This is a genomic window from Bacilli bacterium (genome assembly GCA_035326105.1).
GTDB lineage: Bacteria > Bacillota_I > Bacilli_A > RFN20 > CAG-826 > UBA7706.
Window position 1 is genome coordinate 122984 of sequence record DAOKYO010000002.1, and the last position, 19865, is coordinate 142848.

Annotated in this window: 22 protein-coding genes and 1 other annotated feature; all 22 genes read right to left on the bottom strand. The window is 39.6% G+C overall.

Going from position 1 to position 19865, the window contains the following annotated elements:
- The gene (locus tag PKC96_04855) at positions 1 to 960 is read right to left on the bottom strand and encodes a glycosyltransferase family 2 protein (GenBank protein HMM00653.1); all 960 of its coding nucleotides are present in this window, start codon (positions 958 to 960) and stop codon (positions 1 to 3) included.
- Between the two features lie 83 nt (positions 961 to 1043).
- A complete protein-coding gene (gene rpmA / locus PKC96_04860) occupies positions 1044 to 1331 on the bottom strand; it encodes a 50S ribosomal protein L27 (protein HMM00654.1) in 288 nt (95 codons plus the stop codon).
- On the bottom strand, positions 1331 to 1660 hold the full coding sequence (locus PKC96_04865; GenBank protein HMM00655.1) for a ribosomal-processing cysteine protease Prp: 330 nt from the start codon (positions 1658 to 1660) through the stop codon (positions 1331 to 1333). The genes rpmA and PKC96_04865 overlap by 1 nt, the downstream gene beginning before the upstream one ends.
- A 5-nt stretch (positions 1661 to 1665) precedes the next feature.
- Positions 1666 to 1974, bottom strand: coding sequence for a 50S ribosomal protein L21 (gene rplU, locus PKC96_04870; GenBank protein HMM00656.1), 309 nt, complete (start codon positions 1972 to 1974; stop codon positions 1666 to 1668).
- Positions 1975 to 1993: 19 nt separating this feature from the next.
- Positions 1994 to 2062, bottom strand: a sequence feature (ribosomal protein L21 leader region).
- Between the two features lie 100 nt (positions 2063 to 2162).
- A complete protein-coding gene (radC, locus tag PKC96_04875) occupies positions 2163 to 2849 on the bottom strand; it encodes a DNA repair protein RadC (GenBank protein ID HMM00657.1) in 687 nt (228 codons plus the stop codon).
- A 3-nt stretch (positions 2850 to 2852) separates the two neighbouring features.
- Entirely contained in the window at positions 2853 to 3029 is a 177-nt protein-coding gene (locus tag PKC96_04880) for a hypothetical protein (protein HMM00658.1), read from the bottom strand.
- Between the two features lie 43 nt (positions 3030 to 3072).
- Positions 3073 to 5664, bottom strand: coding sequence for a valine--tRNA ligase (locus tag PKC96_04885; GenBank protein HMM00659.1), 2592 nt, complete (start codon positions 5662 to 5664; stop codon positions 3073 to 3075).
- 302 nt (positions 5665 to 5966) lie between these two features.
- Positions 5967 to 7583 (bottom strand): chaperonin GroEL, encoded by a 1617-nt coding sequence (gene groL, locus PKC96_04890; protein ID HMM00660.1) that lies wholly within the window; start codon positions 7581 to 7583, stop codon positions 5967 to 5969.
- A 12-nt stretch (positions 7584 to 7595) separates the two neighbouring features.
- Positions 7596 to 7853, bottom strand: coding sequence for a co-chaperone GroES (locus PKC96_04895; GenBank protein ID HMM00661.1), 258 nt, complete (start codon positions 7851 to 7853; stop codon positions 7596 to 7598).
- Positions 7854 to 7976: 123 nt separating this feature from the next.
- Positions 7977 to 8255: a hypothetical protein gene (locus tag PKC96_04900; protein ID HMM00662.1), complete on the bottom strand. Its 279-nt coding sequence runs from the start codon at positions 8253 to 8255 to the stop codon at positions 7977 to 7979.
- Positions 8256 to 8840, bottom strand: coding sequence for a ribosome biogenesis GTP-binding protein YihA/YsxC (yihA, locus tag PKC96_04905; GenBank protein ID HMM00663.1), 585 nt, complete (start codon positions 8838 to 8840; stop codon positions 8256 to 8258).
- A complete protein-coding gene (gene lon, locus PKC96_04910; protein ID HMM00664.1) occupies positions 8824 to 11178 on the bottom strand; it encodes an endopeptidase La in 2355 nt (784 codons plus the stop codon). Before lon ends, yihA begins: the two co-directional genes overlap by 17 nt.
- 95 nt (positions 11179 to 11273) lie before the next feature.
- Positions 11274 to 12548, bottom strand: coding sequence for a trigger factor (gene tig / locus PKC96_04915; GenBank protein ID HMM00665.1), 1275 nt, complete (start codon positions 12546 to 12548; stop codon positions 11274 to 11276).
- Between the two features lie 86 nt (positions 12549 to 12634).
- Complete coding sequence (locus PKC96_04920; protein HMM00666.1) at positions 12635 to 13537, bottom strand: hypothetical protein; 903 nt, start codon at positions 13535 to 13537, stop codon at positions 12635 to 12637.
- Between the two features lie 2 nt (positions 13538 to 13539).
- The gene (locus PKC96_04925) at positions 13540 to 14007 is read right to left on the bottom strand and encodes a methylated-DNA--[protein]-cysteine S-methyltransferase (protein HMM00667.1); all 468 of its coding nucleotides are present in this window, start codon (positions 14005 to 14007) and stop codon (positions 13540 to 13542) included.
- A 12-nt stretch (positions 14008 to 14019) separates the two neighbouring features.
- Positions 14020 to 14772 carry a class I SAM-dependent methyltransferase gene (locus PKC96_04930; protein ID HMM00668.1) on the bottom strand — a complete coding sequence of 251 codons (753 nt, stop codon included), beginning with the start codon at positions 14770 to 14772 and terminating at the stop codon, positions 14020 to 14022.
- 87 nt (positions 14773 to 14859) lie between these two features.
- Complete coding sequence (locus tag PKC96_04935; protein HMM00669.1) at positions 14860 to 15471, bottom strand: DUF6273 domain-containing protein; 612 nt, start codon at positions 15469 to 15471, stop codon at positions 14860 to 14862.
- 13 nt (positions 15472 to 15484) lie between these two features.
- Complete coding sequence (locus PKC96_04940) at positions 15485 to 15691, bottom strand: hypothetical protein (GenBank protein ID HMM00670.1); 207 nt, start codon at positions 15689 to 15691, stop codon at positions 15485 to 15487.
- A gap of 52 nt (positions 15692 to 15743) precedes the next feature.
- Positions 15744 to 16358: a hypothetical protein gene (locus PKC96_04945; protein ID HMM00671.1), complete on the bottom strand. Its 615-nt coding sequence runs from the start codon at positions 16356 to 16358 to the stop codon at positions 15744 to 15746.
- A 15-nt stretch (positions 16359 to 16373) separates the two neighbouring features.
- On the bottom strand, positions 16374 to 17777 hold the full coding sequence (locus PKC96_04950; GenBank protein ID HMM00672.1) for an MBL fold metallo-hydrolase: 1404 nt from the start codon (positions 17775 to 17777) through the stop codon (positions 16374 to 16376).
- Positions 17778 to 18041: 264 nt separating this feature from the next.
- Positions 18042 to 18644 carry a sugar O-acetyltransferase gene (locus tag PKC96_04955; GenBank protein ID HMM00673.1) on the bottom strand — a complete coding sequence of 201 codons (603 nt, stop codon included), beginning with the start codon at positions 18642 to 18644 and terminating at the stop codon, positions 18042 to 18044.
- 259 nt (positions 18645 to 18903) lie between these two features.
- Positions 18904 to 19803, bottom strand: a complete 900-nt coding sequence (locus PKC96_04960; protein ID HMM00674.1) for an endonuclease — start codon at positions 19801 to 19803, stop codon at positions 18904 to 18906.
- Between the last annotated feature and the right edge of the window lie 62 nt (positions 19804 to 19865).

The following is a 19865-nucleotide window of genomic DNA, read 5'->3' on the forward strand; positions in this document are numbered from 1 at the left end:
TTATTTTTCCTTTTTTGTAAGTACTTCATCAATAACATAGAACGGACGTCCCTGCGCCTCGATAAAGGTCTTACCGACATAAATAGAAATGATTCCTAGCACCAGTAACATAATCGATCCGACGACGAAGATTGAATTTATTATGAGCCATAGTTCAAAGTTAATCGCCAAATTCAATACGCTTGTTTGAGCGAGGATAAAAAACACTAATTCGGCTAAAAGCGAAAGACCAGTCAAGAAGCCAATCCAAATGGCGGTCCATAATGGCCAATACACAGGTTTAATTGAGCTGGAAATTATCGCATTAAACGCCAAATCAAACATGGCATGATAATTATAATGGCTCTGGCCCTTAGTCCGTTTTTGCCGCGAAAACAACACCTCGGTTGTCTTGTGACCGATATAGGGAACTTCCACCCGAAACACGCGGGTCGATTCACTTAAAGCATTGACTTCGTCAACAACGCGCCGCGAGATGAGACGATAATGGCCGACATTGCTCGGTACCTTTATTTTCCCGGAAATCTTCGTCATATAATCATAAAATTTTTTCGCCGTAAATCGTTTCATGAAGCTGTCTTCTTTACGTGAGGCCCGTCGGGCGTTTACCACTTCAAAGCCGGCTTCATATTTTTGAATCATCGCGGGAATAATCTCGGGAGGATCCTGCAAGTCGGCATCGATCGGAATTACCGCCTCGCCTTTAGCAATATGGAGTCCGGCACTAACCGCCGGTTCATGACCAAAGTTTCGTGCCAAGTTAACAATTACAATATTGTTTTGGTGGGCTTGCTGTTCCTTTATCAGAGCTAATGTGGCATCATTTGAGCCATCATTTACAACAACAATTTCAAAATCATAGCCGGGAACATCACTCACTACTTTATTTATGCGGGCAAAAAAGTCGGCGACGACCGCCTCTTCGTTATACATAGGAACGACAATTGATATTAAGGGCATATAATTTCCTCTTTTGACTAGTATATTATAAATATAATATAAAAAAAAGGCCACACCAGGTGGCCGATATTTACGATAAAACCTTATTTGGCTTCAACGGCATAGACGGAAACTTGCTTTTTGTCTTTTCCAACCCGTTCATATTTGACGATACCATCAATGGTAGCAAAGATTGTATCATCGCCGCCTTTTTTAGCGTTAACCCCAGGATAAATCTTGGTTCCTCTTTGGCGATAAATGATTGAGCCGGCAGTTGCAAATTGGCCATCAGCTTTTTTGGCGCCTAAACGACGACCGGCTGAGTCACGTCCGTTTTTAGTTGATCCAACACCCTTCTTCGAAGCGAAGAGTTGAAGATTCATTTCAAACATCATTGTGTTGCACTTCCTTTCACTTTTCTTTTTCTTACTTTCACATAGTCTGCTTCATTTTTGGCGACACTTTTTAGCGCCCGATACATTGTTTCAAGTACGATTACATCGTGAGATTCAGGGATAGATTTCTCTTTAACGCGAACATACCCCTCCTCAACAACAATTTGATAACTATCAGGTTTATTCAAACTGTTGAGGCAACCGATTGCAATAGCACTGACACCCGCACAAACCAAATCATGACCATACTCGGCACTACCAGCATGGCCGGTAATTTCGATGTAATTAATCCGATTGTCAATAAAGTGGGCGTTCACACGAATCATATAGTTTACTCATTGATGGCTTCAATGGATAGGCAAGTATAAGGTTGCCGGTGTCCATAAGTCCGCTTGTAGTTAGCTTTCGATTTGTACTTGAAGACGATAATCTTTTTGCTAAGACCATGTTTTTCGACTTTAGCCGTAACTGTGGCTCCTTTAACGTAGGGAGCACCGATTTTAACGGCCTTATCGTTGACAAGAAGAACTTTATCAAAGGTATAAGCTGAACCAACTTCCGCGTCGATTTTTTCAACGTAAATTTTTTGGCCAACTTCAACTTTGACTTGCTTTCCGCCAGTTTCAAGAATTGCGTACATAGTTTGCACCTCCTATTAAAAATTCACTTATACTCGCTATAAAGGTGGATAAATCACTTGAACCTTTTCTAAGCGGTTGTAGCTAGTGAGGCGACAACGCAAGTAATATATCACAAAGACGCTGGACAATCAATATAAAAAGCTTTTTTTGTCGACTGTTTTCCGGAGTAACGGATAGTAACCAAACATTATTTAAATAAGCCGTCAGCCCAACCGTTTTGCGAAAAGGAAAAATATCCTTGATCAGTAAGAATAATGTGATCTAAAAGTTGAATCCCTAGGGTAGGAGCCTGAGATCTTACTTCACTTGTGGTAATCACGTCATCGCGCGAAGGTTTTAAGCTCCCTGAGGGATGATTATGAATCAAGATAAAGTAATAGGCATTGGCCCGTAAAACCCGGGCAAAAATATCCCGAAGATCGATACCAAATCCCTTGCCTGTTCCCAGGTAGACGTCGTCTTCGCCCAACTGTTCTTTTTGGCGTGAAAAATATAAGATCATAAGTTTTTCGTTAGTAGCGCTAAAACGATGCCGGTAGCGATTAAAAATGGTTTCTGAATGCCAAACTGGTAAATATGATTTTTGCGGAACGGCCGCCAGGCGATTGGCTAACTCAATGGCCGCTATAATTATCAACGATCGCGCCCGACCAATCCCTTCAACTTTAATATCAATCGGCTGCTTTATTTTAGCTAAGCCAGGCAACCCGCCCTTCATATATAGAAGCTTTGATGCGCATTCTAGAGAATTCAAACCACTAGTTCCACTTCCGATAAGAAGCGCTAATAGTTCCACCTCACTTAAACGCTCAATACCTAAAGCAATAGCCTTTTCGCGTGGCCTTTCGCTCGTTACCATTTCGCAGATACGCATCAATTATTCCCATGTAAATTTGAATCCTCCGGGAATCGTTGTTGAGCCTTCTTTTGACATAAAAAGTCGATAAACAACTACCGCCATAACTGCAATGATAACTACCGCCATCACCGCAGTTAATGTAATAATCTCACCACCTTTGATTTGACTACACTCATAGGCACTTAGTGTTTTCATAAAAAAACCTCCCTACCAAGTAGATAGCGAGGAAAAACATTATTTATTTAATTATTAGTTTTAATTTTGCTTCTGCTTGTGCAAGAAGTTTGCGGTTAGAATCAACTTTTTGTCGTTCGTTTTCCACCTTAGCGACAGGAGCTTTCTTTACAAAGTTAGAATTATTTAACATTCCTTCCGATCGCGCAATTTCACTTTGATAAAAATTAATTTCTTCCTTTAGTTTAGTGATAATTGCCGTTTGATCAATAACGGCATCAATCGTCATGACCGCCGATCCGTAAAAATATGATCTAAGCTCGGGATGATTCTGATTACTTATCGTAATTTCATCAATAAATCCAAATCTTTTTAAATAAGGATAATAAGGAAACAAATCAAATTCTGGATGACGGAAAAAAACATTTATGTGCGCATTGGGTGCCAAATCATTTTCCTTTTTAAAGGAGCGGATATCGGAAATCATTTTAATTATTATATCGACGTCATGAATGTACTTTTCGGCATTATTAACAACTATGGACTGAGGATATTCTTCTTCCATAATGCTATGTTTATGCCCTGGGAGGCTTTGATAAATTTCTTCGGCAATAAAGGGAGTGAATGGGTAAATCATCATCAAAATGGATTTAATTGAATGATACAAAAGATTTAGCGTTGTCGTGTTTGACATATTTTCATCTTGAAGTGTAACTTTACTCATCTCTAAATACCAAGAGCAAAAATCATCATAGACAAAGTTATACAAATGAGTTGAAGCAATTCCAAACTCATACTTGTCCATGTACTCAGTAACATTTTTTATTGTGGCATTAAGTTTCGCATATAACCACAAATCGAGTGGGTTTAGGCTATTGATATCAATTGACTGAGGAACAAAATCCTCGGAAATATTTAATAATATGTATCGGGCAGCATTCCAAATTTTATTTAAGTAGTTGCCGCTGCTTTGAACCTTCTCCTCGATGAAGCGTGTATCCTGTCCGGGAGTGGAGCCGGTAGCTAGGAAATAACGTAAGGCATCAGCGCCATATTTATTGATGACATCCATTGGATTGATGCCATTACCGAGCGATTTAGACATTTTTCTTCCTTCCGCATCCCGAATAAGACCATGCAACACTGATACTTTAAACGGAATCTTCGCGGTAAAATGCAAACTTTGAAAGATCATTCTCGAAACCCAAAAGAATATTATGTCATAGCCATTGGACATTACATCCAGTGGAAAATACCGTTTATAATCATCGGTATCATCAGGCCAACCAAGAGTTGAAAATGGCCAAAGGGCACTACTAAACCACGTATCCAGCACATCTTCATCTTGAATATATTCATCAATATTCTTTGGTTCTTCTTCACTCACTAAAACTTCGCCAGTTACTTTATTATAATAAGCTGGGATTTGATGTCCCCACCATAATTGCCGCGAAATGCACCAATCCTCAGCATTCTCCATCCATTGGGCAAAAGTTCTAGCAAAGCGGTCAGGAATAAACTTAACTGCTTGCTCGGTCTTTTGATTGGCCAGTGAAGCCTCCGCTAAAGGACGCATTTTTACAAACCATTGTTTGCTAAGATAAGGTTCAATAACCGCATCTGACCTTTCTGAGTGACCTACGGGATGAATGATGTCTTCTATTTTTACTAAATTGCCATCACTTTGAATTTTTGCAACTAATTGCTCCCGGCAGACAAACCGATCCATTCCATTATAAGGTCCGGCTAATTCATTCATCGTTCCATCAGGATGCATAACTATTGGATGCGGAAAATGATATTTTTCACCGATAATAAAATCGTTTGGATCATGCGCAGGCGTACATTTCATTACTCCAGTACCAAAACTTATATCTACATATTCGTCCGCAATAATCGGCAATATTGCCCCATTTGCAGGATTAATTGCCTTTTGATTAATATATTTGCTGAAACGTTTGTCTTTTGGATTCACCACTAGACATACGTCGCCAAACATTGTTTCAGGACGAGTTGTCGCCACCACAAGAAAATCCGAACTAGCGACTAAATTATATTTGAAATAGTAAAACTTTCCTGGATCATCTCGGTATATAACTTCAATATTGGATAAGGCGGTTTTAAACTTCGGGTCCCAATTTATAATTTTTTCGCCCCGATAGATAAGGCCTTCATTATATAAGGTAACAAAAACTTTTCTCACCGCCCGATTTAGCCCGTCGTCAAGAGTAAAGCGTTCTCGCGAATAATCTAAAGCCAAGCCCATTTTTGCCCATTGTTGACGAATAGTATCGGCATATTCCGCCTTCCATTTCCAGGCGGCTTCAAGAAACTTTTCCCGTCCAATCGCAAAACGATTGGTTCCTTCGCTTTGAAGTCTGGCATCCACCTTGGCTTGCGTAGCAATTCCGGCATGATCCATGCCAGGCACCCACAAAACATCATATCCTTGAGCGCGCTTATAGCGCGCAATAATATCTTGAATAGTGTTATCCCAGGCATGTCCAAGATGAAGAATTCCCGTCACATTGGGGGGAGGTATGACCATGGAAAAGGCGGGCTTTGACTTATCCTGTCCAGCGACAAAATAATTGTTATTTAACCAAAACTGATATTTGTCTTTCTCCACTAACTGGGGATTATAACGTGTTTCCATAAAGCCTCCTTAAAATAAAAAAACGTCCTCCGAAAGGACGCTAGATAACCGTGGTACCACCTTAATTCGGAAATATTAGATAATTTCCGCACTCATTTTCTCGATAACGCGAGCAGCGCTAGTTCCCTAGAGACTCATCCGCGACCTATAAATAAGATACATTTGATGGCTTCCACTAACCCATCTTCGCTAGAATGATACTCATTTACTCCTCGGAATCACTGTCAACATTATGCTACAACATAAGCGTGATTTTCGCAATAAAAAAAGGCTGAAATTATTGGTTTCAGCCCTTATACCGCCTAGTACATATCCGGATTTGGTCCAGCAGAATGAGAATCCTTGTCTTTAATCTGTGCTACGGCCGCACCGGTAGTAACAAATAAAGCAGCAATTGAAGAAGCGTTTAGAATGGCACTTCTAGTAACTTTTGTCGGATCAATGATGCCATCTTTAAGAAGATTGACCCAATTCCCGGTAGTCGCATTAAAGCCATATCCTTCTTTTTGCTGGCGACTTTTTGCAAGAATATCATCGCCATTATAGCCGGCATTTTCAGCGATTTGGTAGGCAGGAGCTGATAGAGAATCTAAAACAGCTTGAATTCCTCGCTGGATATCGGGGTTTTCATCGTATAGCTTCGCTTTTAACTCACCTTGAATTTGCAAAAGCACCATGCCTCCACCCGGAACAATTCCTTCGCTAACCGCGGCTTTAGTTGCATTAAGAGCATCCTCGATGCGCAATTTCTTTTCCTTAAGTTCGCTTTCATTCAGCGCCCCGACACGGATAAGAGCAACACCCCCCGCTAGTTTTGCCAGGCGATTCTCAAGGTTCTTGCGATCATATTCACTAGTCGAACTATTAATTTGGGCTTTAATCTCAGTCACACGCTCTTGGATACTATTTTTAGCGCCATGGCCATTGACTAGAGTGGTAGTGTCCTTTTTTATAACCGCCTTACCGACTCCGCCAAGATCACTTACTGTTGCTTCCGAAAGTTTCATTCCCAAATCTTTAGTGATGAACTTTGCCCCAGTCAAAATAGCGATATCCTTAAGCGTTTCTTTTTGATTGTCACCAAAGCCTGGAGCTTTTGTAACCACAACATTAAACGTTCCTTGTAATTTGTTAACCAAAATGGTGTTGGTAACCTCATTTTCCATATCATCACAAATTACGAGTAAAGGCCGATTTTCTTTAACTATTCCTTCAAGAATAGGAAGAATGTCTTGAATTGTTGAAACCTTCTGATCGGTAACTAAAATATATGGATTATCTAATTCCGTAGTCATATTGTCGCGATTGGTAACAAAGTAAGGAGATAGGTAACCTTTATTATATTGTAGACCCTCAACAACCTCTAGCATAGTGTCAAAACCTTTTGATTCGTCTACACTAATAACTCCATCTTGACCGACCTTTTCCATTGCTTCAGCGATAATTTTTCCTATTTCGCGATCGCTAGATGAAATTGCTGCAACATTTTCGATATCGTCTTTAGTCGTGACTGGATGGGAGTGAGAAAGTAATGCTGAAGCCACTTCTTTTCCCGCCCGGGATATTCCTTCGCGAACAAAGACAGGATTGGCACCACTTTCAATGGCTCTAAAACCGCGATGAATCATCGATTGGGCCAAAACAGTCGCGGTAGTCGTTCCATCGCCGGCCACTTCATTAGTATTACTTGCTACCTCATATACTAACTTTGCCCCCATATTTTCAAATGGGTCAGCCAGTTCAATTTCCTTAGCGATTGTGACGCCGTCATTAACAATCATCGGCGTGCCATATGTTTTTTCTAAAATGACATTGCGTCCCTTAGGACCGAGTGTAATTTTAACCGTATCTGCAAGTTTATCAACCCCGGCTAAAAGCGATTCTTTCATTACAACATTATTTCTAATTTCTTTTGCCATAATTATTCACCTCTATTCAATAATTGCTAGAATATTTTCTTCTTTGATTAAAAGATATTCCGTCTCATCAACTTTTACCTTAGTCCCAGCATAAGATTCATAAACTACGCGATTGCCGGTCTGCACAAACTTGACTTCATCACCAATGGCCTTTACCAATCCGAGGGCGGGTTTTTCCTTTGCCTCTGAGGCAAGAATAATGCCACTTTGGGTTTTAGGCTCATCTTTCAGCAAAGTCAAAGCAACATAAGAACTTAATGGTTTTAACATAAAATTCCTCCTTATTAGCACTTTGTTATTGTGAGTGCTAGCATGTATTATTTTATACGTCTTTTAGCACTTGTCAATATCGAGTGCCAATAAAATTATAAAAAAAAGAGCCATCATTCTGGCTCAAATAAAATACAGGGGAGAAAAGATAATTATTATCAGCAGTATGAAAGCTAAATATAAGCCCCAAATTTTGGATAATTGCTGGTGGCGTTTACTAATAAAAACAGCGAAAACCGTTCCAAATATCGATGCAATGCCTAGTCCGGTAAGAAGGCGAAATCCCTTATAAAAAATCGGATCAAAATTTTTGTTTAAAAACCAATTAAATAAACCGATTGAAAATACAATAGTAAGACCTGTTAAAACTACAACATTAGTGTTTATCTTTTTCCAATTCATCTATTTGACCCACCTTTCGATAGTCGCCGCCAAAGAGGATATCGATTGTCGATTTTGAATTGAGACGGGTAAGATTGATAATTTATCATCTTCAAAACAATTTTGCCATTGGCGTGTGAGTTTGGCCTTAGCACTTTGATTCAGTTTATCACTTTTGGTGGCAATAAGAATAAATGGTACATTTGTCGCTTTAAAAAATCGATATAAATCGATATCCTCAACCGTGGGTTGGCGACGACCATCAAGTAAAAAAAGAACCACTCTAAGCGAAGAATTGTTAACAAAGTAATCTTCCATCATCTTTCCAAAATCAATCCAGCCCTCTTTTGAACCTTTGGCAAAGCCATATCCAGGAGCATCGACAAAATATAGTTTTTGGTCAACTGAATAATAATTTAAAAGGCGCGTATGTCCGGGTTTAGAGGATGTAAATGCAAGATGGGAGTTGTCGGTTAAAGCATTTAATAAAGATGATTTGCCCACATTGGATCGACCAACAAAAAGGACTTCCGAAAGGTTTTTTTCCGGACGTCCATTTTTTTCAGTCGCACTTTTAATAAAGATGGTGTTACGAAAGTTGAGCATCTTTCTTTGGTGACTCCTTAACGATATTTTTCAAATCTAAATTGTCAATTATATCGTTGGTAAGAGCAAACTCAACCGCTTCACCAACTGTATCAATAATCTTAATGTCCAAGCCCTTTTTAACTTCTTCCGGTACATCTTCGAGGTCACGTTCATTATCTCTAGGAATAAGAGCCATTTTCATTCCAGCTCTTAAGGCACCGGTTAGTTTTTCTCTAACTCCACCTATTGGTAGAGCATTTCCCATAAGCGAAACTTCACCGGTCATACAAACGTTAGCATCAACTTTACGGCCAGTTAATGCCGAAATAATACCAACTGCCATTGCAACACCAGCCGAATTTCCATCCTTTGGCGCGGCGTCGGGAAAATGAATATGAATATTGATTAAATCAAACAGCTTAGGATCGATTCCGTAATGGCGGGCAAAACTGCGAACATGCGCCATCGCAATCGTTCCGCTTTCCTTCATCATATCTTTAAGGTTGCCGGTGACATTGACGTTTCCCCGACCGGGGACTTCCGTCGACACTTCAATCGGCAAAATATCTCCGCCGACCCCACCGACAACAGCCAAACCGGTGACGACTCCCACTTTATTTTCCTTTTGTTTTTTATTGGAAAGAATCAGCTCCTTACCTAAGTAGCGTTTTGTTTCTTCCGCATTGATATCCACAACCGGATTCTTGTTGGTAAGTAGCTCAACGGATAGTTTTCGCAAAATGGAGGCGATGGTTTTATCGAGCGAGCGAACGCCGGCTTCCATCGTATAATGCTCGATGATCTCAATGACCGCTTCGCGACTCATAGTAATATTGTATTTTTCCAAACCATGGGTCTTAATTTCCTTTGGCAGCAAATGTTCAAGAGCAATATGAATCTTCTCGTCTTCGGTGTAAGGCGGTAGATAAATCATCTCCATCCGATCGCGAAGCGCCGGTGGAATCTGTTCAATATAGTTAGCCGTGGCAATAAACATTACCTGGCTTAAATCATAATTTTCTTCCAAATAGTGGTCGTTAAATTCCTTGTTTTGTTCGGGATCCAAGACTTCCAGCAACGCGCTGGCGGGATCGCCATGGGTGGATGAAGTCATCTTATCTACCTCATCTAGAACAAACACAGGATTAACGGTACCGGCTTTTTTCATCGATTGAACGATAATACCGGGCTGAGCTCCGACGTATGTTCTTAGAAAGCCGCGAATTTTTGCTTCATCATCAACTCCGCCGAGTGAGCATTTAACCATTTTGCGACCAAGGGCGCGGGCGATCGATTTGGCCAAACTCGTTTTTCCTGTTCCGGGTTCACCATAAAAACAGATAATCGGAGTGTGGAGATTATCGGTCATTTTTTTAACGGCAATGTATTCTACAATCCGCTTCTTAGCATCTTTCAAACCATAATGGTCCTCGTCTAGAACCTTTTGAACATTAGCGATATCATTATTGTCCTGAGTGACTTGCCAATAAGGAATTTTTAAAAGCCAATCGATATAATCAAGCGCCCGTGAACGATCATTATCGTTGCCCGAAAGCCGTCTTAACTCTTTTTTAACCCGCTTCTTAACATAATCAGGATAGGGATTCGCATTTAAGCGATTAAGGATTTCCTCGTTGGTATCCAAGTCTTCCTCATCGTCTTCATCGGTTTCAGTCTGACGATTTTGGCTTTCCTCCTGAACTTTCTTCGAGATAGTTGAAGCAATTGAGCGCACCGAATTCTCATTTTGCTCGCCGCTGATAACGTCAATAACATAGCTTAAGCGTTCGTTGACATCGACCAATTCGAGAACTTTTTGCCTTTGCTCGGTACTGTTAATCAAGTAAGTGGCAACGATATCGGCTTTTTCGCCCGACGAAAGATTGGAGTCCAACCGATCTTGAATGTCGGAATTATTGGCCGGAGCCAAACTGTTTTTATCAGCGATAAGGCCGTAAAGTTCTTTAACCAAATCCGATTCTTTCTTTTCGTCGCCGACAACATCGCTCAGAATTTGCGTATCCGCAAACCAACCGTTTTCTTGTGAAAAATGACCATCGTTAATCGCGACCCGGGCGACAGGGCGAACCTCGATAGTCGTATAAGACGACCGTTTTTGAATTCCGGTAATCTTAACCAAAGTGGCAATATGATATACTTCGTCAAAATTTGGATTTGAACTGGTATATATTTTTTGGGCGGTTACGACTAAATACTTGTCATCGCGTGCATTAGCGACATTAATCGCCGCTAAAGTATAACTACGGCCGGCATCTATGGTCGTAACTTCATCAATCGGGATAATAACTTGACCCCGCGTGAATATAATTGGTAATTGAAGGACTTCTTGTTCCATATAACTTACCTCCTCTACGTAATTATTCTAATTGAAAAGAAATAAAAATGATAGCGATATGAAAAGAGGAACCGTCGCCGGTTCCTCTTAAGCAATTACTTATTAACAGAGAGTAAATAATCGAAGATATTTCTCTGTTTGATGTCCGCTTTAAACCGATCAAGCGAGTCACCAAGAATCTCACGAACCTTAGCGTCTTCCATCTTATATTGCTCAGCCAACTTCTTTATTTCGGCATTCAAAGCTTCTTCGGTAACCCCGATGTTTTCCGCTTCGCCAACTTTTTCGATAATAAGATAATTTGTGATATTCCGCCGCGCTTCCTCGTGGAATTTTTGATGAAGGGCTTCCTCCGTGGTATTGGTCATTTTGCAGTAAGAAGCAAGGTCAAGACCATTTTGGCTGATTTGATCCTCTAAATTCTTCTGCATATTGTGCGCTTCATCAGCCACAATTTCATCGGCAAGTTCCACTTTTGATGTTTCGCGAAGTTTCTTTAAAAGCTCTTCCAAATAACGGTTTTTCTCATCATTCTCTTTTTTTAGAGTTAATTCTTTTTTTACATCCGCGCGGAGTTCACTAACATTGTTGACCCCTTCACGCGATAGGTCAGCCACAAATTCATCGCTAAGTTCCGGAACTTTCTTGGTCTTAACTTCATGAAGTTTAACTTTAAAGGTTGCGTCTTTTCCTGCCAAATGCTCAACGTATTTTTCAGGGAAAGTAACCTTTACTTCAAATTCATCTCCCGCTTTATGACCGACAACCTGATCCTCAAATCCAGGGATAAAAGAGCCAGAACCTAGTTCCAAACTATAATTCTCGGCTTTTCCACCATCAAATTGCTTACCATCAACATATCCATCGAAATCAAGAACAACGGTATCGCCAAAAGCGGCCGCGTCTTCTTTGAGAACCAACTCGGCATTCTCTTCTCTAAGTGAGACGAGACGCAAATCGATATCTTCTTCCGAAACTTTAATTTCCTTATGTCCGACGGCTAAATCTTTATAGGCGCCGATCTCCACTTCCGGAGCGACGACGATGGTGAATTTAACCTGTAAATCGTTATCCGAAAACTTTGGAACATCGTAACTTGGACGGGCCATTGGAACAAGATTGTGTTCACTCAATACTTGACTAAAAGTTGGTTGAACGAGACTATCGAGGGCCTCGGTTAAGATATTGTTTGGGTTAATTTTTTCTCTTGCGAGTTTTTCAGGAGCTTTTCCCTTGCGGAAGCCCTTAATTTCTAATTCGCCGGCTAATTTCTTGAAAGCTTTCTCTTGTGCTTCCTTCCATTCGCTTGACTCAAAATCAACGATGATTTCGACATGCGAATTCTCTAATTTCTTGACTGATGATTTCATTTTTCCTCCTGCGACAATAAAACTTGTCTACACACGAAAGAAATTATAACCTTTAGGAAGATATCAAGCAATAAAAAGACGTTTTTTTACTGATTTTCCTCAATAAGATGAATAATTTCTTTTACCTTATCATTGTCTACTTGAATATGGTTTTCAAATGTAGCAATATCCAAAATCATATTTCCTAACGCTTTCGATGCTAAATAAGATAACGCCACTAAAAGGTTATTCATACTATATGCATCCAAAGTAGTTGGAAAGAGATTTAATGTTACCTGCTCATAAATTTTTAGTGCAATTTGATTAATTGAAGTGTCGTGATTAAAAGTTTCCATCGCTCTTTTTAACTGTTGACTGGCTAAACTTGCAAATGGCGGAGTAACTAAACTTGGATTTAATAGAACGGTTTTACTTTTTTTAGTGGTAAAGGCCAAATTTTGATTATGTTTCTTACTCATTAATATTAAAAAAGCATATAGGCGCACGTTATAATCTTTTCCCAGCGCACATAAACTAATTATTTCGTTATTGTGTTCGTTACTATTCATTTTACTGATATAGTTAAGGGCAAAAAGTTGTTTTTCCGATGTTTGATCAATTTGAAGATTCTCAGTAAGGTTTTCATCATCAAGCTGCGGGCGATTTTGCTTTTCGCGTTGTTCGATATAATTCGGCAAATCACGTACAAATTCTTCCACTTCCATTGAGTAATAAGGCATACTCTGATATTTGCTTGCCCACATATAAGCATCTTTAATCTGCCGCAAGTCTAATAAAAGATCAATATGAGTGCGCATAAATTTGATTGGGCCACAATCATAAAGATAATCATGATACTTTATTAAATAATTTAAAGCTTCATCTTGTCGATTCAATCCTTCAAGCGCTTGGCAACGAGCATATATGCTATCGGCGTCCTCTTTATCTAACGACTGCCGCAGAACCTCTTCAAATTGCCCGGACCGGATTAATTTAAAATAAGAATTCATGCTTATATGGCCGCCTTGTTAATGTGCTCTAAAATCAGCAATCGCTCTTTCAGTCGACTTCCAAAGCCATAATTTCCAAGCCGGCCGGAGGTTTTAATTACCCGATGACAAGGAATGATAAACGGAAGAGGATTAGCGTGGCAACTGTTGCCCACCGCTCGGCTGGCTTTTGAATTTCCAACTGCTCTCGCTATTTGGGCGTAACTGCGGGTCTCACCGTAGGGGATATCCTTAATCGCGCTCCAGACTTTCTGGTCAAAATCACTCCCGCTTGGACTGATAGCAATCGAAAAAGATTTTCGTTTTCCAGAAAAAAATTCTTTGAGTTCTTTTTGGGCTTGCAAAGTGATGGCATTGGGCTGCTCCGTCGTTAAATTATCAGCGCGACTAATACTGATTAGAGCATTTTCGTCAGCGGCAATTATCAACGTGATATCTTCGGTTTTTAAATATGAAAAATATGTGCTCATAGGTGCTCCTAACTAGTCCTTTATTACCCGCGTTGCGATGAAAGAAGGGACATTCTTCTCCTTAAGATAGCCGTCTGAATTAGTGTCTTCATAAATATCAAGCAAGCGAAAGCCCGCTTTTAATTGACCGCCAATTTGCTCGCTTAAGGTATGGGAAAATTGCAGTCCGTAATCGTGACTCATCATATATTCGTACTGCTCCTTACTTTTGAGGGGGTTGAAGGGGAGAGAGAAACGAAGTATGGCCTCATCCTCATCAAAAGCAAAATTTATACCGTTATCTAACCCGGCAATCATCGTTCCACCCGTCTTTAAAATCCGATAGCACTCATGGAATACGGGCTCAACTTCTTCAATGTAGACATTCGAGACGGGATGAAAAATAAAATCGAAACTATTATCTGGAAAGGGCAACCTCTTCGTCATATCTGCTTTAACAATATTAATCTTGTATCCTTCGCGTTGAGCGACCAGCGCCTCGCTTTCCAGTTGCTTAGAAGAGTAATCCAAAATCGTACATTCGGCGCCTAAAGCCGCAAAAATCGGCATCTGCTGGCCACCACCAGAGGCCAGTCCTAATACTTTTGCTTCCTTTAATTTGGGAAACCAGCTTTTGGGAACTGGTACATTGGGCGTAAGCACCATTTGCCAAACTCCTTTTTGAGCAAGCAAATACTCTTCATGCGAAATCGGTTGGCCCCATTCCCAGCCGTCCATGACCCATTTATCGATAACTTCAGAATTAATGTCTTGGTATTTTTTCATTGAATCATCTCCTGAAAATATTTATTGCTTCTTTAACGAGCACTGCCAATATATGTACTTTCGTATTCGTCTAAATATATATCCTAATCATATCTTAAGCCAGAGAGCGGGACGTAAACCGCCTTTATTGCTTTTAGTAATGGGGTGAAGCGTGTTAAATGAAGGATTGCATATTCCATTACCTTGGATTCCAATATTCCCGTCGCCATGAATATAAACGCTCACCCGTTGATTTTTCCCGGGGGTTCGCGTCCACCACCACCAAATATAATTTAGATAGGTGGCTCTTCGCAGATGGTTGTTAACGTCTTTGCGCTCAAACCAATATCGTTGTTTTGGCTTCGGGTTATCAAGTAAGACGCTGCTATCACCAAAGTAATACTTAGTAACCTCCTCGAGTGAAAGCAGAAAAATATGATCGAGGGTATCATTTCCGGCATGGGTGTGATACCAATTGTTGGCTCTATTTTTGTTGACAACCGAAATTATTTTACTTTGCTCAACAGATGAGAACTGAGAAAGAAAATCGTTGTTAAGATAGTTTCTGATTGATGAATGTTCCCAATCAATATCTGTTTTTTGGGCATGATAATTACGCTGTTCGATAATCTCATCGGTTATTATCAGCAATTTCCCGGGTTTAATATCTAAGATGCGCCATAGATATTTTCCAAATGTAATTTTTTCGCCTATTTCCATTATTTTCCCTCGTTTAATTTATATGAGCAAAAATAATCCATCGCCCATTTAATGATATTTTCTTCACCCTATAGCCATATTTTTCCGCCTCTTTCTTATAGTTCAAAAAAGAGTGATCAAGGGGAAATGCCAAGATGGTTTCCGCCTCTAAAAAAGACAAGGTTATCGTGTCGCTTCCATCTTTTTGAAGTGCCTGCCATAGGGGTTCATATTTACTCATAGTATCTCCATGATCATAGTATACAATATTTCGTGTCTGCTATAAGGAAAGTTCAATTATTATTTTGGTCTTTAATTAAAAGCATGATTGCCATCAAAGCACAGACGGCACCGATACCGATGCCGAAGCCGGCATCATAAATATAATGGCTGAATGAGCCGGTATTTAATGCCAAAAGCACGGACTGAGTTAAAACAATCGCCGTTAAAGCCGAACAAAGATTAATAACCTTTAATGCAAATAAAGAGCGATTAGTTTTTTTCGTCGCTCGAATGAGGCCCGATATCGCTAGACCAATTTCGAAAAAAGACACTGCAGCGACTGCGATGGCCGGTATCGTTCCAATATCGACCGATTGATGAATAAAAATAATCTGCACAATCATATATGAGATATAGATAAAACAAAATATCAGCAGTGTTATCGGTATTAACTTGGGCGACTTGCCTTTATATAAATAACGGAAATACTGTATCTTTGCCGTCCCAATCGCTAACGTAGCAAAACCGCTCATGGCGATAAATATGGAACCAAGAAAAATGGACACAATAATTTTGACAAAAGCAAAAATAAAATTTCCAATCATCGACGCGGTCGAAGAAAAATGGGCCCGTTGTCTATATGTCATAGCTTGATAACGGGAGATAAGCTCGCTAATTCTATTCATTGCCTTCATTCTCCGTTAAATATGACATGCACTATAAAAGGAAGAAGACCAAAGATCGTTGCTTATATCATAGTTACTGCCAGTAGGGGCATTTAAGACTTCAGAGTGATTGTTTTGACCGCCATATAATGATGATTTAAGAGGTGACCCAATAAAATATACGGGGCTATTTATTTCGCCATTTGTTACAAAGTGAAGGGTACCACTGGCTGAATTCAAATAGGTCTTGACATTTGCCGCTTTTAACCGATTTAAGGTTGCGACATGCGGGTGGTTAGAGCAGGCGCCAAACTTATTTCCGTAGGTGTTAGTCCCTTCCACCCGGCCGGCGGATATTACCCCTAGCTCAGGCTGCAAGTACTCGAGCAGGGACGCATAGGTAGCGGTTCCTGAGCCATGATGACCAACTTTTAACATCGTAACTTGATGAAAAGAAGAATTATTCTGATTGTTTTCCACCATTATATTTTCGCCATCAATTACCCCATAAGATGTTGAGTTTTGCATATCGCCACTGAGATAAAAGGAAAAATTTCGATAATTCAGTATTGCTTGAACACTGGTGATATTTAAATCTTCGATCGCTTGTCCCTGATAAGTCAAATTACTTGAATCTAGTTCGGAATTTGATTGATAAAAACCACTATCAATCCAATCGATAAATAATTCGGGGGTAACATAAGTCCGTTCGAGCGCATTGTGAAGATTATTTACGCAATCATAAATGGAATGATAGACTCCATCCCACTGATTGATACTGTTTCGAATCGAATTATAATAATTCGAATCGTTATACCCGCGATATCCATAATCCACGAGCATATCAATTTTGTTCACATTGGAATCGATAAAACCATCCACTCCGCCGATATGGTCAGAATGGGGGTGGGAGACAATCATCAACTCTAACTTTTGATCGGTAATATATTGGTTATATTGTTCAGCTAAATAAGAACCATATTTTGTGCCATCATCATAATTTGTACTGGCGTAATTGCCGAAGTCGACTATAATCTCCGCATTATCGGCTTTAATTAAAAAAGCATCTCCATATTGCGATGGTTGTTCAAATGCGACTATTTCTAGATAGGAGGAATCTATCTGGTTCAATAAAGGATGGGCGGCGCTGCCAAGGACAGCATTCTCATCATAAGCGGTCAATGCCGGTAAAAGTGCGTCATTTTCCCGGGGAAACATCCCCGTTGAAACCATAGTAGAAATTCGATTGTTAAATGCGTCATTAATATCTTCGCTTGATAGAGAAGATGATTCATTAGATGAACTAGATTCTTCGCTATAATCACCACTGTCCGAAGTGCCAGTAGTATCAAAAGAAGATTGACTAGAATAAGACTGATTATGTGAACAACCGGTTATAACGGTTAATAACAACACTAGTGAATACTTGAATCTTTTCATAATCATGCTCCAATTCGTCCGGCAAATAATTGTTTAGTGTGTTTATTATAGCAAATTAAAAATACATATTTTACTTAACTTTAATGTTTTTATTAGCGACTATGCAGAATATTTGATTGTGCTTTTAAATGAAAAAAGACATATTACACTGTTATATAAGGTTTAAAATCTTTAGAAAAAAAATTACAAGCTAACGCTTAATTAAATCTTAGCGGGAATTTAGTATTGATATGCAAAAACAACAATATCCGTTAAATACCGGTACTACTGAAAATATTCGTCCCGTAATTTTTCCCAATATCTTTTATCTTGATCGTCAATTTTACGAATTATTCGGCAAGGATTTCCAGCAGCTACGACATTATCCGTTATATCGTGCGTAACGATCGAACCAGATCCTATAACAACATTTGATCCAATGGTAACTCCGGGATTAATAACCACATTGCCACCAATCCAAACATCATCCCCAATAATAATTTCCTTTCCATATTCCAGTTGCTGATTACGGACATTCTTATCGATGGGATGTCCGGCGGTAAAAAGGCTAACCCGTGGACCAAGCATGACGTTATTCCCAATAATTATTTTATTAACATCAAGAAGAATACAGTCATAATTGGCATAAAAATTTTCTCCGATATAAATGTTGGAACCATAATCACAAAAGAACGGTTTATTAATATTGATTGCCTCACCGGTTTTAGCGAACAATTGTTTAATTATTTTTTGTCGGCCATCAAAATCATCATAGCGAGTGGCGTTAAACATGTCGACAAGTTTCCGGGCTTGCAGATTCATATTTGCAATCTCTTCGTCTTGGGCTATATATAGTTTGCCTTCTAGCATTCTGTCTTTTTCACTCATATAACTTCTCCCTCGTATATTAAGCTGACTTCATAAAAGAGTATACATTACTTTTAACAATATAGTTTTCAACTTCTTGATTTTCGTCCATAAAATTCCAGTTATAAAACTGACGTTTAGGCGATAAATATTATATTGCTGTTTAATCTAGCAATATTAATAGAATTATCAGTAGACCATTGGGCATAAAAAAGCGCCTTTAAACCATTGATGGTTCTGATAAAGGCGCTAAATAAAAATTTATAACAAAATCGACTAATTATAATCCGCAGACACTGCGCGTATTACTGTTATAGTTTCCCCAAATCTTGCAGGCATATTCCGGATGATCAATGAAAGGATTTCGGTTTCCTTGGATTGCGTCGGAAGCGATAGCCTCGTTGCGCTGATTCTCAGTAGAATCAATTCCGTAACGTAAATTCCATGATAGTAAATCGCTTAACTTGCCCATGGTATTATTTCCAGTACTATCATTATTTGTATCCACCAAACTTAAATTACTGCTGGCAACAACGCAGTAGAAGATAATTCTGGCGGATATGCCCCGATATTTTTCTTTTCCGAACGATTCCATCGCGGGGTCCCAGCCGTTACTGGACGATTTCATACCTTCGACATAAAACGAATTGCCACGGGAGCCGTTTTCACTCGTAATTGTTGGACGAGGCATATGGATGTCAGCCTCAACATAATTTCCTCCGCGGCTATTAGGCCATACATGTTCGCGGTTAACCGATCCCTGAAAAGAACCTGAAAATTTAACCGATGTGCCCGAATAAAATGAAATTATATTGTTGGAATTAGTCGGATCACCATCAGTTATCGGGTAATATTCGCCAAAGTTCTTATAGCCGATAGTTCTCTTACGCTTGCTAGAGTTTAAGCTCCGCAAAGCGGCAAGTAAATTATTGCCTTCCAATGAATTGCTGATTGAAGCGTAGTAACCAGTAGGTTCAGGCACGCTGGAATCAGATGAGGATTCGCTGGTTGATTGCTCTTCACTGCTTGAGGAACTGCTCTCGGAAGTGGGTTCTTCAATACTGGTCGTAGTGGAATCACTACTTGGTAAAGAAGTGGTCGAATTTGAACTAGTCCGGTCGTTTGCACAGCCGACTAGAAGCATAATAATTAATGGCAAGGCCATTTTTTTAAGTTTCATAAAGATCCTTTCAATTGTAATAATTATATTAATAAACAGTGTTCTTTTGTGCATCGAGAATT

Bases quoted from the DNA above. Each gene is read 5' to 3' on its own strand.
- PKC96_04855 (HMM00653.1), bottom strand. From the start codon at position 960: ATGCCCTTAATATCAATTGTCGTTCCTATGTATAACGAAGAGGCGGTC.
- rpmA (HMM00654.1), bottom strand. From the start codon at position 1,331: ATGTTTGAAATGAATCTTCAACTCTTCGCTTCGAAGAAGGGTGTTGGA.
- PKC96_04865 (HMM00655.1), bottom strand. From the start codon at position 1,660: ATGATTCGTGTGAACGCCCACTTTATTGACAATCGGATTAATTACATC.
- rplU (HMM00656.1), bottom strand. From the start codon at position 1,974: ATGTACGCAATTCTTGAAACTGGCGGAAAGCAAGTCAAAGTTGAAGTT.
- radC (HMM00657.1), bottom strand. From the start codon at position 2,849: ATGCGTATCTGCGAAATGGTAACGAGCGAAAGGCCACGCGAAAAGGCT.
- PKC96_04880 (HMM00658.1), bottom strand. From the start codon at position 3,029: ATGAAAACACTAAGTGCCTATGAGTGTAGTCAAATCAAAGGTGGTGAG.
- PKC96_04885 (HMM00659.1), bottom strand. From the start codon at position 5,664: ATGGAAACACGTTATAATCCCCAGTTAGTGGAGAAAGACAAATATCAG.
- groL (HMM00660.1), bottom strand. From the start codon at position 7,583: ATGGCAAAAGAAATTAGAAATAATGTTGTAATGAAAGAATCGCTTTTA.
- PKC96_04895 (HMM00661.1), bottom strand. From the start codon at position 7,853: ATGTTAAAACCATTAAGTTCTTATGTTGCTTTGACTTTGCTGAAAGAT.
- PKC96_04900 (HMM00662.1), bottom strand. From the start codon at position 8,255: ATGAATTGGAAAAAGATAAACACTAATGTTGTAGTTTTAACAGGTCTT.
- yihA (HMM00663.1), bottom strand. From the start codon at position 8,840: ATGCTCAACTTTCGTAACACCATCTTTATTAAAAGTGCGACTGAAAAA.
- lon (HMM00664.1), bottom strand. From the start codon at position 11,178: ATGGAACAAGAAGTCCTTCAATTACCAATTATATTCACGCGGGGTCAA.
- tig (HMM00665.1), bottom strand. From the start codon at position 12,548: ATGAAATCATCAGTCAAGAAATTAGAGAATTCGCATGTCGAAATCATC.
- PKC96_04920 (HMM00666.1), bottom strand. From the start codon at position 13,537: ATGAATTCTTATTTTAAATTAATCCGGTCCGGGCAATTTGAAGAGGTT.
- PKC96_04925 (HMM00667.1), bottom strand. From the start codon at position 14,007: ATGAGCACATATTTTTCATATTTAAAAACCGAAGATATCACGTTGATA.
- PKC96_04930 (HMM00668.1), bottom strand. From the start codon at position 14,772: ATGAAAAAATACCAAGACATTAATTCTGAAGTTATCGATAAATGGGTC.
- PKC96_04935 (HMM00669.1), bottom strand. From the start codon at position 15,471: ATGGAAATAGGCGAAAAAATTACATTTGGAAAATATCTATGGCGCATC.
- PKC96_04940 (HMM00670.1), bottom strand. From the start codon at position 15,691: ATGAGTAAATATGAACCCCTATGGCAGGCACTTCAAAAAGATGGAAGC.
- PKC96_04945 (HMM00671.1), bottom strand. From the start codon at position 16,358: ATGAATAGAATTAGCGAGCTTATCTCCCGTTATCAAGCTATGACATAT.
- PKC96_04950 (HMM00672.1), bottom strand. From the start codon at position 17,777: ATGAAAAGATTCAAGTATTCACTAGTGTTGTTATTAACCGTTATAACC.
- PKC96_04955 (HMM00673.1), bottom strand. From the start codon at position 18,644: ATGAGTGAAAAAGACAGAATGCTAGAAGGCAAACTATATATAGCCCAA.
- PKC96_04960 (HMM00674.1), bottom strand. From the start codon at position 19,803: ATGAAACTTAAAAAAATGGCCTTGCCATTAATTATTATGCTTCTAGTC.